This window comes from Pseudomonas sp. MPB23 (genome assembly GCF_046605395.1).
Lineage (GTDB): Bacteria > Pseudomonadota > Gammaproteobacteria > Pseudomonadales > Pseudomonadaceae > Aquipseudomonas.
On the sequence record NZ_CP176771.1, the window covers coordinates 3,609,737 to 3,623,993 of the forward strand.

12 protein-coding genes are annotated in these 14,257 nt (G+C 63.0%); 8 read left to right on the forward strand and 4 right to left on the reverse strand.

Annotated features, from left to right (window positions below; genetic code table 11):
• Window positions 1-99: 99 nt before the first annotated feature.
• A complete protein-coding gene (locus ACLH0J_RS16550) occupies window positions 100-996 on the reverse strand; it encodes a helix-turn-helix domain-containing protein (protein ID WP_411388151.1) in 897 nt (298 codons plus the stop codon).
• A gap of 138 nt (window positions 997-1,134) precedes the next feature.
• On the opposite strand from ACLH0J_RS16550, the gene ACLH0J_RS16555 reads away from it, so the two are divergent.
• Genes ACLH0J_RS16555 through ACLH0J_RS16570 form a run of 4 tightly spaced genes read left to right on the forward strand, consistent with a single transcriptional unit; the run spans window position 1,135 to window position 5,367 of the window.
• Complete coding sequence (locus tag ACLH0J_RS16555; RefSeq protein WP_411388152.1) at window positions 1,135-2,493, forward strand: glutamine synthetase family protein; 1,359 nt, start codon at window positions 1,135-1,137, stop codon at window positions 2,491-2,493.
• Between the two features lie 21 nt (window positions 2,494-2,514).
• Window positions 2,515-3,603 carry a polyamine ABC transporter substrate-binding protein gene (locus ACLH0J_RS16560; RefSeq protein WP_411388153.1) on the forward strand — a complete coding sequence of 363 codons (1,089 nt, stop codon included), beginning with the start codon at window positions 2,515-2,517 and terminating at the stop codon, window positions 3,601-3,603.
• Window positions 3,600-4,895 (forward strand): NAD(P)/FAD-dependent oxidoreductase, encoded by a 1,296-nt coding sequence (locus tag ACLH0J_RS16565; protein WP_411388154.1) that lies wholly within the window; start codon window positions 3,600-3,602, stop codon window positions 4,893-4,895. Before ACLH0J_RS16560 ends, ACLH0J_RS16565 begins: the two co-directional genes overlap by 4 nt.
• 55 nt (window positions 4,896-4,950) lie before the next feature.
• Window positions 4,951-5,367, forward strand: a complete 417-nt coding sequence (locus tag ACLH0J_RS16570; RefSeq protein WP_411388155.1) for an SRPBCC family protein — start codon at window positions 4,951-4,953, stop codon at window positions 5,365-5,367.
• 516 nt (window positions 5,368-5,883) lie between these two features.
• Here ACLH0J_RS16570 and ACLH0J_RS16575 read toward each other — a convergent pair.
• Both ACLH0J_RS16575 and ACLH0J_RS16580 read right to left on the reverse strand, forming a co-directional pair.
• On the reverse strand, window positions 5,884-7,278 hold the full coding sequence (locus ACLH0J_RS16575; RefSeq protein ID WP_411388156.1) for a sensor histidine kinase: 1,395 nt from the start codon (window positions 7,276-7,278) through the stop codon (window positions 5,884-5,886).
• Window positions 7,256-7,939 carry a response regulator transcription factor gene (locus ACLH0J_RS16580; protein WP_010564812.1) on the reverse strand — a complete coding sequence of 228 codons (684 nt, stop codon included), beginning with the start codon at window positions 7,937-7,939 and terminating at the stop codon, window positions 7,256-7,258. Before ACLH0J_RS16580 ends, ACLH0J_RS16575 begins: the two co-directional genes overlap by 23 nt.
• A gap of 336 nt (window positions 7,940-8,275) precedes the next feature.
• On the opposite strand from ACLH0J_RS16580, the gene ACLH0J_RS16585 reads away from it, so the two are divergent.
• Window positions 8,276-9,181, forward strand: coding sequence for a hypothetical protein (locus ACLH0J_RS16585; protein ID WP_411388157.1), 906 nt, complete (start codon window positions 8,276-8,278; stop codon window positions 9,179-9,181).
• Between the two features lie 159 nt (window positions 9,182-9,340).
• Here the strand turns inward: ACLH0J_RS16585 and ACLH0J_RS16590 are convergent, their stop codons facing one another.
• On the reverse strand, window positions 9,341-10,249 hold the full coding sequence (locus tag ACLH0J_RS16590) for a MurR/RpiR family transcriptional regulator (RefSeq protein ID WP_411388158.1): 909 nt from the start codon (window positions 10,247-10,249) through the stop codon (window positions 9,341-9,343).
• 284 nt (window positions 10,250-10,533) lie between these two features.
• On the opposite strand from ACLH0J_RS16590, the gene ACLH0J_RS16595 reads away from it, so the two are divergent.
• The 3 genes from ACLH0J_RS16595 (at window position 10,534) to iolB (ending at window position 14,256) form a co-directional block, all read left to right on the forward strand.
• Complete coding sequence (locus tag ACLH0J_RS16595; protein WP_411388159.1) at window positions 10,534-12,471, forward strand: bifunctional 5-dehydro-2-deoxygluconokinase/5-dehydro-2-deoxyphosphogluconate aldolase; 1,938 nt, start codon at window positions 10,534-10,536, stop codon at window positions 12,469-12,471.
• A gap of 105 nt (window positions 12,472-12,576) precedes the next feature.
• Window positions 12,577-13,464: a myo-inosose-2 dehydratase gene (iolE, locus tag ACLH0J_RS16600; RefSeq protein WP_411388160.1), complete on the forward strand. Its 888-nt coding sequence runs from the start codon at window positions 12,577-12,579 to the stop codon at window positions 13,462-13,464.
• 3 nt (window positions 13,465-13,467) lie between these two features.
• Window positions 13,468-14,256 carry a 5-deoxy-glucuronate isomerase gene (gene iolB / locus ACLH0J_RS16605; protein ID WP_411388161.1) on the forward strand — a complete coding sequence of 263 codons (789 nt, stop codon included), beginning with the start codon at window positions 13,468-13,470 and terminating at the stop codon, window positions 14,254-14,256.
• Window position 14,257 lies beyond the last annotated feature (1 nt).

A 14,257-nucleotide genomic window follows, 5' to 3' on the forward strand; every position in this document is an offset into this window, starting at 1 on the left:
TGATACACCGCTATCGGGAGCAAGCCCCCTCCCACATTTTTGACCCTGTTCAGGTAGTGGTTTTTGTGGTCATGGCAATCCATATGGCGCAACGGTGTTTCAGCAGGATCGTCTCAATGTCTCGCTGGGCAGTTCCTTGAACAGGGCGCGGTAGCTATGGGAGAACCGCCCCAAATGCCAGAACGACCAATTCATCGCCACCTCGGCCACGGTTGTCTGGGCTGAACTCAACAACTCGCGCCGCGCGCCGTTCAACCGGCGCAGGCGCAACCACTGCGCCGGGCTCATCCCGGTGTAGGTCTTGAAGCCCTGCTGCAACTGGCGCAGCGGCACGCCGGCGATCTGCGCCAGCTCCAGCACGTTGACGCTTTCATCCGGCGCATCCGCCGCCCATTCGCCAATGCGCACCATCAGCCGCCGCTCTTCGCTGCGCCGCCGCAAGGCGCTGCGGTCCAGGCCCACGCAGGCGTTATCGAGAATGAACAGGCAATCGTCGAGCAACTGCTGGGTCAGGGCATCGCGGCCGATCGGGTCGTGGGTGCTCGCCAGGCGGGTGAGGGTGCCGCTGAGCCAGCGGGTGAACAGCGCGTTCTGCTGACCGGTCAGCGGCGCCATGAACAGGCCTTCGAGTTTGGCCACGTCCAAGCCATGGCGCTGCACGAACTGCGGCCCGAATACCACCGCCACTTCGCGATAGTTCTCCGGGGTGATCCAGGTGTTGCGGCTTTCGCCATTGAGCAGGTACAGCGCGTTGTCGCTGCCGTCGAAACAGAACGCGAGGGCGCCCGGCGGTGCGTTGAAGTGCTGTTCCACGCGGGTGTTCATGCACTCTTCGTAGACGTGCACGCCTTGCAGATCGAGGTAACGGATCTGCCCGGCGAAATGCCCCGGGGACATCTGCTGGTAGTGCTGGACCCAGCCGGGGGTCGCGCTGCATTGAGCGGCCACGTCACCGGTAGTGAAGGCCTGTACGCGCAAAGCGGTTGCCTGTGTCATGGATGATCCGTGCGCACTCTATTGGTGCGCTGTGGTTCGTGCAAAGTGGATAGATGGCCTGTGAAGGCTGGCCCAAGATAGACCTCAATGCGCCGGGAGTACAAGCCGGTGCCGCACCCCACCCATGACGAGGTCCCTATGAATGCCCCCTTCGATCAGCTGTCGGCCTGGCTGAAAGAACACAAGATCACTGAAGTCGAATGCGTGATCAGCGACTTGACTGGCATCGCACGCGGCAAGATTGCGCCCACCAACAAGTTCCTGCATGAGCGAGGCATGCGCCTGCCGGAAAGTGTGCTGCTGCAAACGGTGACCGGGGACTTCGTCGACGACGACATCTACTACGACCTGCTCGACCCGGCCGATATCGACATGATCTGCCGGCCCGTCGCGAACGCCACCTACGTGGTGCCCTGGGCCATCGAACCCACCGCGATCGTGATCCACGACACCTTCGACAAACAGGGCAACCCCATCGAACTGTCGCCGCGCAACGTGCTGAAAAAAGTCCTGCAGCTCTACACCGACCAGGGTTGGCAACCGATCGTCGCGCCGGAAATGGAGTTCTACCTGACCCAACGCTGCGAAGACCCGGACCTGCCGCTGAAAACCCCGGTGGGCCGCTCCGGCCGCGCCGAAACCGGGCGCCAGTCGTTCTCCATCGACGCGGCCAACGAGTTCGACCCGCTGTTCGAAGACGTCTACGACTGGTGCGAAGCCCAGGGCCTGGACCTCGATACGCTGATCCACGAAGACGGCCCGGCGCAGATGGAAATCAACTTCCGCCACGGCGACGCCCTCGACCTGGCCGACCAGATCACCGTGTTCAAGCGCACCCTGCGCGAAGCCGCGCTCAAGCACAACGTGGCCGCGACCTTCATGGCCAAGCCAGTGGCCGACGAGCCGGGCAGCGCCATGCACCTGCACCAGAGCGTGGTGGACATCGCCACCGGCCAACCGGTGTTCGTCGACGCCGACGGCAACATGAGCCAGTTGTTCCTGCATCACATCGGCGGCCTGCAGAAGTACATCCCCAAGCTGCTGCCGATGTTCGCGCCGAACGTGAACTCGTTCCGCCGCTTTCTGCCGGACACCTCGGCGCCGGTCAACGTGGAGTGGGGTGAAGAAAACCGCACCGTCGGCCTGCGCGTGCCCACCTCCAGCCCCGACGCCATGCGCGTGGAAAACCGCCTGCCGGGTGCGGATGCCAACCCGTACCTGGCGATTGCGGCGAGCCTGCTGTGCGGCTACCTGGGCATGATCGAACGCATCGAACCGAGTGCGCCGGTCGAAGGCCGCGCCTATGAGCGGCGCAACCTGCGCCTGCCGTTCACCCTCGAAGACGCCCTGGCGCGGATGGAGGACTGCGACACGGTCAAGCGTTACCTGGGCGACAAGTTCGTGCGCGGCTACGTCGCGGTCAAGCGCGCCGAGCACGAGAATTTCAAGCGCGTGATCAGTTCCTGGGAACGCGAGTTCCTGCTGCTGAGCGTCTAAAACAACCAAAGGGGTGTCGATATGCGTCTTGTGAAAAAGCTTCTCCCGCTGGCCCTCGTGGCCGCGTTCAGCAGTGCCAGCCAGGCGGCGCCGACGGTGAGCGTCTACAACTGGACCGACTACATCGGCGAGACCACGCTGGCCGATTTCCAGGCCAAGACCGGGATCAAGGTGATCTACGACGTGTTCGACTCCAACGAAACCCTGGAGGGCAAGTTGCTGGCGGGGCGCACCGGGTATGACGTGGTGGTGCCGTCCAACCACTTCCTGGCGCGCCAGGTGAAGGCCGGCGCGTTCCTCAAGCTCGACCGCGCGCAGTTGCCCAACTTCAAGAACCTCGACCCCAAGCTGCTCAAGCTGCTGGAGAAAAACGATCCGGGCAACGCGCACTCGGTGCCGTACCTGTGGGGCACCGACGGCATCGGCTATAACGTCGACAAGGTCAAGCAGGTGCTGGGCATCGACCATATCGACTCGTGGGCGGTGCTGTTCGAGCCGCAGAACATCAAGAAGCTCAACCAATGCGGCGTGGCCTTCCTCGACTCGGCGGATGAACTGTTCCCGGCGATGCTCAACTACATGGGCAAGGACCCGAACAGCACCAATCCCAAGGATTACCAAGAGGCCGAAGCCAAGCTGCTGACGCTGCGCCCGTACATCACGTACTTCCATTCCTCCAAGTACATCTCGGACCTGGCCAACGGCGATATCTGCGTGGCCTTCGGTTATTCCGGCGACGTGTTCCAGGCCGCCAACCGCGCCAAGGAAGCCAAGAACGGGGTGAATATCGCCTACTCGATTCCCAAGGAAGGCTCCAACCTGTGGTTCGACCTGTTGGCGATCCCCGCCGACGCCGGCAATCCGAAAGAAGCCCACGCATTCATCAACTACCTGCTCGACCCCGAAGTGATCGCCAAGGTCAGCGCCTCGGTGGGTTATGCCAACGCCAACCCGGCGGCCCAGGCTTTCATGGACCCGGAACTGGTGAACAACCCTGAGGTGTACCCGCCTCAGGAAGTGCTCGACAAACTCTACATTTCCACCACGCCGACCCCGGCGATCATGCGCGTGATGACCCGCGCGTGGAGCAAAGTGAAGACCAACAAATGATTCGATCCAGCGACCACGCCCGCTCCTATTACCTGGCTTCGGCCCATGCCATGCCCGAGCGTCCGTCGCTGGACGCTGACTTGAGCGCCGATGTGTGTGTGATCGGCGGCGGTTTCACCGGGGTCAACACCGCGATTGAACTGGCCCAGCGCGGGCTGTCGGTGATTCTGCTGGAAGCCCGGCGTATCGGCTGGGGCGCCAGCGGGCGCAACGGCGGGCAGTTGATTCGCGGCATCGGCCATGACGTGTCGGGTTTTGCCAGGTACGTGGGCGAGGAGGGCGTGCGCGAGCTGGAGCGGGCCGGGATCGACTCGGTGACGTTGGTGGGCGAGCGCATTCTCAAGCACGGCATCGACTGCGATCTGCGCTGGGGCTTCTGCGAGCTGGCCAACACCCCGGCGCAGTTCGCGGCGTTCAAGGATGAGCAGGCGCGCCTGGCCCGCACGGGGTATCCCCACGAGACCCGTCTGGTGGGCCCGCAGGACATCCGCGAGGTGGTGGATTCGACGCAGTACGCCGGCGGCCTGGTGGACATGGGCTCCGGGCACCTGCACCCGCTGAACCTGGTGCTGGGCGAGGCGCGGGTGGCCGAGGCCCTGGGGGTGCGGATCTTCGAGCACAGCGAGGTGCTGGAGCTGATCCATGGCGACAGCGTGCGCGTGCGTTGCGCCGGTGGCAGCGTGCGCGCCGCCAGCCTGGTGCTGGCGTGCAATGCGCACCTGGATGACCTGGAACCGCGCCTGGGCGGCAAGGTGCTGCCGGCGGGCAGCTACATCATTGCCACCGAGCCGCTGTCGGCGGACCTGGCCCGGCAACTGATCCCGCAGAACCTGGCGCTGTGCGACCAGAAAGTCGGCCTGGATTACTACCGGCTCTCTGCCGACCGTCGCCTGCTGTTCGGCGGCGCCTGCCATTACTCGGGGCGCGACCCGGCGGACATCGCCGCGTACATGCGCCCGAAAATGCTCAAGGTGTTCCCGCAACTGGCCGACACCGCCATTGCCTTCCAGTGGGGCGGCAAGATCGGTATCACTGCCAACCGTTTTCCGCAGGTCGGGCGCTTGCAGCAGTACCCGAATGTGTTCTACGCCCAGGGCTATTCCGGCCATGGCTTGAATGTGACCCACTGGTGCGCGCGCTTGCTGGCCGAGGGCATACACGCCGGGCACAGCCACGGCCTGGACCTGTTCAGCCGGGTGCCGCACATGACCTTCCCCGGCGGCAAGGCGTTGCGTTCGCCGCTGCTGGCGCTGGGGATGTTGTGGTACCGGTGGCGGGAATGGATGCATTGAGGCGTCGGGCGTGGCAGTCTGGACGACGTTTTCCTACGACTTGTGGAGATTGACTGTGCCAAAAGCATCAGCAGTGATTGAAATCCCGGTATCGGCCGATCAGGTCTGGCAATTGGTCGGCGGCTTCAACAGCCTGCCGGACTGGCTGCCGCTGATCGCCAAGAGCGAGCCACTCGAAGGCGGCCGCGTGCGCCACCTGCAAACCGCCGACGGCAGTGTGGTCGTGGAGCGTATGCAGACCTTCGATAACGTTGGCCGCACGTACAGCTACACCATTGAAGAATCGCCGTTTCCGGTGACGGCGTACCTGGCGACCGTGCAGGTCGAGGCGCTGACGGAGGCGTCGGCGAAGGTGACGTGGTCGGGCGTGTTCACCCCGGCGCCGGGCACCACGGACGCCGCCGCAGAGGCCTTGTTTGCCGGCGTCTACAGCGGCGGGCTGGAAGCACTGCGCGCCAACTTCCCCGGCTGATCCGACAGGCAACCGAGGCCCAGTGTGGCAAGCCCCCTCCCACATTTGGCCTGGGCAGGCTTCGGGTTTTGGGTCTGTATGCCGAAATTCCGGTAATGGTTTACCTGGCGACTTTGCAGGTCGGGGTGCTGATGAAATCGCCAGTGAAGGTGAACCGGTCCGGTGCGATTCACTGAGGTCCAGTGTGGGAGGGGGCTTGCTCCCGATGGCGGTGTAGCAGTCGAGATTGCTGGTGACTGACACTGTGCAATCGGGAGCAAGCCCCCTCCCACATTTGGCCTGGTCAGGCTTCGGGTTTTGGGTCTGTATGCCGAAATTCCGGTAATGGCTTACCTGGCGACTTTGCAGGTCGGGGTGCTGATGAAATCGCCAGTGAAGGTGAACCGGTCCGGTGCGATTCACTGAGGTCCAGTGTGGGAGGGGGCTTGCTCCCGATGGCGGTGTCGCAGTCGAGATTGTTGGTGACTGACACTACGCTATCGGGAGCAAGCCCCACACATTTGGCCTGCATAGGTCTCAGGTGTCGGGCATCAGTTGTTGGCGGCACTCCAGGATCAGGCGTGCGCCGCCTTGTGCGCTGCTGCCCACTTCCAGCTTGAACCCATGCAGGTTGATGATCGCCGCGACAATCGACAGGCCCAGGCCAAACCCGCCTGACTGGTCGCTTTCGTCCACCCGGTAAAAACGTTGAAACACCGCCTTGCGTTCGGCTACCGGTATGCCTGGGCCTGAATCGTGCACTTCGATGCGCGTACTGCCGCCATCGTTGAGCCCGCGCAAAATCACTTCGCCGCCCGGTGGCGAGAACTTGATCGAGTTGCTCAGCAGGTTGGCCAGGGCTTCGAACAGCAGTGCGCGGTCGCCGGTGATCCACGGCAGGGACTCCGGGGTTTCCAGGCGCAGTTGCAGTTCGCCTTCTTCCGCCAGGGGCAGGTAGAAGTCGTGCAGTTCGCGTAACAGCGGCAGCGGGTCCATGACCAGGAAACCCGAGCGGCGTTGGTGGTCTTCCAGTTCGGAGATGCGCAACAGCCCGCGAAAGCGCGCCATCAGGGTGTCGGTCTCGGCAATCGCATCGTCGAGTTTTACCGCGTAGTCCGACTCCTGCTCAGCCTCCTGCTTGATGCGGTAAAGCTGCGCACGCAACCGGGTGAGCGGGGTGCGCAGGTCGTGGGCGATGTTGTCGCACACGCCTTTGACCTCGTTCATCAGCTTCTCGATGCGGTCGAGCATGGCGTTGACGATGGCCGCGAGCATGTCCAGTTCGTCACGGCGGTTGGACAGCGGCAAGCGGTGGGTCAGGTCACCGGCGACGATGGCTTCGGCGCTGGCCTGGATCCCGCGAATCCGCCGCAGCGGGCGGCGGCGCAACAGGTGCCAGCCGGCGGCGCCGGGGATGATCGTCAGCGACAGCGCCCACAGCAACGCATGCCAGATGATCCGTGTGACGCCGAACAGCGAACCATTGGCGCGCACCAGCACCAGCCAGCGTCCGTCATCGGTGTGGGTGGCCACGGCGTCGCAGCTGTCCTTGGGCAGTTTGGGGTCGTCGGAATTGACGCAGTTGGACAGGGTGTGGATCTTGCCATCCAGCGGCAGGTCCGGCGGAATCGCGCGGATCGGCCCGCTCAGCGGATTGAATTGCTCATCGAACAGGCCATAGGCATCCACGCCCTTCATGTCGAAGGTCATGCTGGTGGTCAGCGCCTCCACCAGTTCTTCGCCGTCGAAACGCTGGAACAGGTGCTGACGCTGCATCAGGGAGTGGCGCGACAGGTCGCTGAGGTAACCCGATACCTCGAAGTACAGCACCCCCATGAGGATGCAACTCCAGGCCACGAACAGCGAACTGTACAGCGCCAGCAGCCGACTGCTGGAAGAGCGCCAGCCCTTAGAGGGGTTCAGCAATGACATACCCTGAACCTCGTACCGTGCGGATCAGCGGCGTGAGGCCCGGGGGATCGATCTTCTTGCGCAGGCGACCGATGTGCACGTCGATCAGGTTGGTGCCGGGGTCGAAGTGATAACCCCAGACTTCCTCGAAGATCATCATCCGCGACAGGATCTGCCCGGTGTTGCGCATCAGGAACTCCAGCAGTTTGTATTCGGTGGGCAACAGGCTCAGCGGCTGATCGGCGCGGCTGGCTTCGCGGCTGATCAGGTTCAGCTCCAGGTCGGCCACGCGCAGGGCGGTTTCGAATTCCTTGACCGTGCTTTTGCGCCGCAGCAGCACTTCGACGCGGGCGGCCATTTCGTCGGAGGCGAACGGCTTGGTCAGGTAATCGTCGCCGCCGGCGCGCAGGCCGCGCACGCGTTCGTCTACGTCAGAGAGGGCGCTGATCATCAGGATCGGCGTCGACACGCCGATGGTGCGCAAGGTGGTGACGATGGCCAGGCCATCGAGTTCCGGCAGCATGCGGTCGAGGGTGATCAGGTCGTAATCACCACTGACCGCGCGGACCAGGCCTTCGCGGCCGTTGTCCACCCAATCTACGTCCAGTCCATGGCTACTCAGCTCGGCGACGATCTCGCGGGCCGTTACGGCGTCATCCTCGATGGTCAAAATGCGGGTCATAGGGTTACCTGGTGAGCGATTCACACTGGAAGACCGCGATCGCCGGCAAGCCGGCTGCTACGGAATTGGAGGCATTTTGCCAAGAAATACCTGAACGCTTCCTAAATAAAACTTCATGTTGGCAAAACTGACACAGCTTTCATGCGCGTTCGCCCTGGGAATGCATAACGCACGCCGTCAGCGGTCATTTCTTGCAAGTTGCAAGGATCGAGTAAGTTCAATTTACTTAACACATTGAAATGTAAGGATTTTAATTTAAAGCGCGACTGGCACGCCGGCTGCACTGTCCCTTTTGAGACGTGTAACACTATTTTTCCTGCCGGGAGCACAACAACAATGATCACATCGTCATCCACGCTGCAAGAATCGAGCGCGCGCTCCGGGGTTTCCTGGGGTGCGATCTTTGCCGGGGCCGCTGCGGCGGCCGCGCTCTCGCTGATTCTGGTGTTACTGGGCTTCGGCCTGGGCTTTTCGGCGGTGTCGCCGTGGGCCGACAGTGGCATCAGCGCCAAAGGGCTTGGCATTTCCACCATTATCTGGCTGGCGTTCACCCAGATCGTCGCGTCCGGGCTCGGTGGTTATATCGCCGGTCGATTGCGCGTGAAGTGGGCCAACCTGCACGGCGATGAAGTGTACTTTCGCGACACCGCCCATGGCTTCCTGGCCTGGGCCGTGGCAACGCTGGTGACGGCGACCCTGGTGGTCGGCTCGGTCAGCAGTGTGGTCGGCGGTGGCGTGCAAGCCGGTGCCAGCGTGGCTTCCGGTGCCGCCAGCGGGATCAGCCAGGCGGCGGGCAGCATGGCCAAGGGCGCCCACGGCGAGGACTTCGGTTACTACGTCGACAGCCTGTTCCGCGACGACCGCCCTGCAGCCGTCAGCGATGATGCGGTGCACGGTGTCGTTGCGCGCATCTTCGCCCGGACCTTGAGCAACGACGGCCAACTCGCCGCCGAAGACCGTGCGTACCTTGCGCAGTTGATCAGCCAGCGCACCAACCTCAGCCAGTCCGAGGCCGAAGCGCGTATCGACAAGGTCTACGGCGACGCCCGTAAAGCCATCGAAGACGCCAAGCTCAAAGCCAAGCAAGCCGCCGAGACCGCCGCCAAAGTCGCCGCCTGGACTTCGCTGTGGACATTCGTGGCGCTGCTGATCGGTGCCTTCTTCGCCAGCTTCGCAGCCACCTTCGGCGGTCGTCGTCGGGACGCGGTGGTGTATGTCGAAACCGACGCCTACGTTCGTTAATTCAAGGAGAACATCATGCGCTCATTACTGCTGTGGTTCCTCGGTGTGCCGATCCCGCTCATCATCCTGATCGCGATTTTCATGCACTGATTCCGGGCGTCGCTCGGTCCGATATGGGAGGGGGCAAACCCCTCCCGTTTTTTTGCTTTTTGGGTGCGGTCAGTCGTCGAAGCCGACCTGCTCGTGAATCTCATCCACCTTCAATTCCAACCGATACGCCACCGCAATGAACAACGCCTGGCACAGGCACAAGGTGGCGCTCAGCGAGCGGAAGGCGAACGAAGAACCTTCATTGACCAGCAGCACCGCGTTGGCCCGCTTGGCCAGGGGCGACAGGTTGCTGTCGGTGATGATCAGGGTCTTGGCCTGGTGATGCTGGGCGATGCGCAGGCAGTGCTGGGTTTCTTTGCCATAGGGCGTGAAGCTGATGGCGATCACCAGGTCATTGGCGCGCACGCTGCGCATCTGCTCGCGGTAGCTGCCGCCCAGGCCGGAGATCAGGTGGATGCGCTTGTTGGTGTGCTGCAGGTTGTAGACCAGGTAATCGGCCACCGCAAAAGAACGGCGCACACCGACCACATAGATGTTGTCGGCGTTGACCACCAGGTCCACGGCTTTCTCGAAGGCTGCGTCATCGAGCTCCAGCCCCAGGCGCTCGATCCCCGACAGCGTGGCATTCACGCACTCGCGCGCCAGGTCGCCGCCACTGGCTTTCTGCGACTTGTTGGCGATCATGCTGCGGATGCGCTGCTGGTAGTTCTGCACCGGCGTGGTCTTGTGGGTGTAGGCCTCGCGAAACAGCGCCTGCATCTCGCTGAACCCACTGAAACCGAACCGCTGGGAAAACCGCACGATGGCCGACGGGTGCACTTCGCATTCGCGGGCGATGTCGCTGATGCGATCGACCATGATCCGGTCGCTTTGCTGGCTCATGTAGCTGGCGATGCGCTTGAGTTGGCGCGGCAGGCTTTCGTATTCGTCGGTGATCAGCTGCAACAGGCGTTCGGCATTGATCGGAGGGCTGGGGACAGTGTCTTCCAGGTGGGTCTCGGGATCGGTGCGGGACATGGGCAATCCTTCTGGCGTGTTCTTCTGGTGCGCTGGTGAATGGCGCAAGTCTACAGGGTAGGCGTAAAAAAATACCCCGGCATCACGGCCGCCGTGGCCTGCTGAAACGATCCACGGGAGCAGGCTGGCGCCTATGCTGACGTATTGGAAAAAATATTCCACTAAAAATAATTCTGGAATAAATATTGATTGCGCTCGCCGGACGTTCTAGTCTGCTCCCACCAAGAGCGTGTGCCATCGCCACGGCGGCACAACGCAGGCTGATAAAAATAACAGGAGCCAGCATGGGCCAGACTCGTTTTGCCAGTGGGCGTCAATTGGATCTGATTTGCCTCGGGCGCCTGGGCGTCGACCTTTATGCGCAACAAGTGGGGGCGCGGCTTGAGGACGTGTCCAGCTTTGCCAAATACCTCGGCGGTTCCTCCGCCAATATCGCCTTCGGCACCGCACGGCTGGGCCTCAAGTCGGCGATGCTGAGCCGGGTAGGGGACGACCACATGGGGCGTTTCCTGGTCGAATCCCTGGCCCGCGAAGGCTGCGATGTCAGCGGCATCCAGGTCGACCCGGAACGCCTCACCGCCCTGGTGCTGCTGGGCCTCAAGGACCGCGAAACCTTCCCCCTGGTGTTCTACCGCGAGAACTGCGCCGACATGGCGGTGCGCGCCGAAGACGTCAGCGAAGCCTTTATCGCCTCCAGCAAGGCGCTGTTGATCACCGGCACGCATTTCTCCACCGACGGCGTGTACAAGGCCAGCATCCAGGCGCTGGACTATGCGGCCAGGCACCACGTCAAGCGCGTGCTGGACATCGACTATCGCCCGGTGCTGTGGGGCCTGGCGGGCAAGGCCGATGGCGAAACGCGGTTTGTCGCCGACCGGAATGTCAGCCAGCACGTGCAGAACATCCTGCCGCGTTTTGACCTGATCGTCGGCACCGAAGAAGAATTTTTGATCGCCGGCGGCAGTGAGGATTTGCTCAGCGCGTTGCGCACCGTGCGCGAACTGACCCCGGCGACCCTGGTGGTCAAGCTCGGCCCGCAAGGCTGCACGGTGATCCACGGCGCGATCCCTGCACGCCTCGAAGACGGTGCGATCTACCCCGGCGTGCGCGTTGAAGTGCTGAATGTGTTGGGCGCTGGCGATGCGTTTATGGCCGGCTTCCTCAGCGGTTGGCTGAACGACGCCAGCGATGAACGCTGCAGCCAGTTGGCCAACGCCTGCGGCGGTCTGGTGGTATCGCGCCACGCCTGCGCACCGGCAATGCCGACCCCCGCCGAACTCGAATACCTGTTCAACAGCCCGGTACCGATCACGCGCCCGGATCAGGACCTGACCCTGCAACGCCTGCACCGCGTCAGTGTGCCGCGCAAGGCCTGGAAGCAACTGTTCGTGTTCGCCTTCGACCATCGCTGGCAACTGGTGGACCTGGCGCAACGCGGCGGCCAGGACCCGAGCCGCATCAGCGCGATCAAGCAACTGTTTATCCAGGCCATCGAACGCGTCGAAAAAAAGCTCGCCGCGCAAGGCATCGACGCCGATGTGGGCCTGTTGGCCGACCAGCGCTTCGGCCAGGACGCGCTCAACGCCGCCAGCGGTCGTGGCTGGTGGATTGGCCGTCCGGTGGAAGTGCAGAACTCGCGGCCGCTGGTGTTCGAGCATGGCCGTTCGATCGGCAGCAACCTGATCGCCTGGCCCCAGGAACAGATCATCAAGTGCCTGGTGCAATTCCACCCCGACGACGAACCCATGCTGCGCCTGGAACAGGAGGCGCAACTCAAGGCGGTGTACGAGGCCTCGCTGGTCAGCGGCCATGAGCTGCTGCTGGAAGTCATCCCGCCCAAGGATCACCCGTCCACCTACCCGGATGTGCTCTACCGCAGCCTCAAGCGCCTGTACAACCTGGGCATCTACCCGGCGTGGTGGAAGATCGAAGCGCAGTCGGCCGAGGCGTGGAAACAGCTCGATGAACTGATCCATGAACGCGACCCGTACTGCCGTGGCGTGGTGCTGCTGGGCCTGAATGCCTCGGCCGAATGCCTGGCCGAAGGCTTCCGGCAAGCGCGCCAGAGCAGCACCTGCCGAGGGTTCGCGGTGGGCCGTACGATTTTCCAGGCGCCGAGCCGCGCGTGGATGGCGGGGGAGATCGACGACGAGGTATTGATTCAACGGGTCCAGGCCACCTTCGAACAACTCATCGACGCCTGGTGCAGTGCCCGGACCTGATCACCGTTCTAAATGTGCAATGCAATTCCAAGGTGGGAGGGAGCAAGCCCCCTCCCACCTAAAGCAGCTCTCATGCAACGTTGAAAAACAATAAAAGGTGCTGTCATGCCCGTCATCCGAATTGGCATCAACCCGATCTCCTGGAGCAACGACGACTTGCCGGCGCTGGGCGGTGAAACGCCGCTGAGCACCGCTTTGAGCGAAGGCAAGGACATCGGCTACGAAGGTTTCGAGCTCAACGGCAAATTCCCCAAGGACGCCAAAGGCGTCGGCGACGTGTTGCGCCCCTATGACCTGGTGCTGGTCTCCGGCTGGTACTCCAGTCGTCTGGCGCAGCGCTCGGTGGCCGAAGAAATCGAAGCCATCGCCGGCCATGTCGATCTGCTCAAGCGCAATGGCGCCACCGTGCTGGTGTACGGCGAAGTTGCCGACTCCATTCAGGGCTCGCGCATCCGCCTGATCGAACGCCCGCGTTTCCACAGCGAGCACGCCTGGCAGGATTACGCCGACAAGCTCACCGAACTGGCGCGCTTTACCCTGTCCCAGGGCGTGCGCCTGGCCTACCACCACCATATGGGTGCGTACGTCGAATCCCCGCAAGACATCGACCAGTTGATGCGTCGCACCGGCCCCGAAGTCGGCCTGCTGTTCGATTCGGGCCACTGCTACATGGGCGGCGGCGAACCCCTCGAAGTGCTGCGTCAACACATCGACCGCGTTTGCCATGTGCACTTCAAGGACGTGCGCAAACCGGTGGTGCAACTGGCGCGCAACCAGATGTGGAGCTTCCCCGACTGCATCGTCAACGGCACCTTCACCGTGCCCGGCGATGGTGATATCGACTTCGCACCGTTGCTCGACGAACTGCTGGCCGCCGGCTACCAAGGCTGGCTGGTGGTAGAAGCCGAGCAGGACCCGGCCGTGGCGCCCAGCTATGTCTATGCGAAAAAGGGCTACGACACCTTGCGCGCGCTGCTCAACGAGAGGACTTGACTGATGAGCTTGCTGGTCAAAAGCAACCAACGCGCACGCACCATGGTCGCCCTGGAAGACGGACGTCTTGAGTACGTGGGCTTTGCCGCTTACCGCCTGAGCCTGGGCGAAATCCTGCCGGTCAGTGCCGGCGATCAGGAGCTGTGCCTGGTGTTACTCAGCGGCCGGGTGACTATCCAGGGTGAGGGCTTCGACTGGCAGAACCTCGGCGATCGTCAATCGGTGTTCGAGGACAAATCCCCGTTCGCCGCCTACCTGCCGCCGGGCACCGACGCCCAGGTCACCGCCTTGAGCGACGTGCAGATCGCCGTGTGCGCCGCGCCTGGTGCGCCCGGTTACGCACCGCGCCTGATCCGCCCCGAAGCCTGCAAGCGCAGCGTGCGCGGCAAAGGCGCCAACACCCGTTACGTGTGCGACATCCTGCCCGACAGCGAGCCGGCCCATTCGCTGCTGGTGGTGGAAGTGCGCACGCCGTCCGGGCATTCGTCCAGCTACCCGCCGCACAAGCACGACACCGACGACCTGCCGCACCAGAGCTTTCTCGAAGAAACCTATTACCACCAGGTCAATCCGCCCCAGGGCTTCGTGTTCCAGCGGGTCTACACCGATGACCGCAGCATCGACCAGGCCATGGCCGTGGAAAACAGCGACCTGGTGGTGGTGCCCAGGGGCTATCACCCGGTCAGCGTGCCATACGGCTACGAGTCCTATTACCTGAACGTGATGGCCGGCCCCAAGCGTGCCTGGCATTTCCATAACGACCCGCAGCACAGCTGGCTGCTGGACCTCTGAG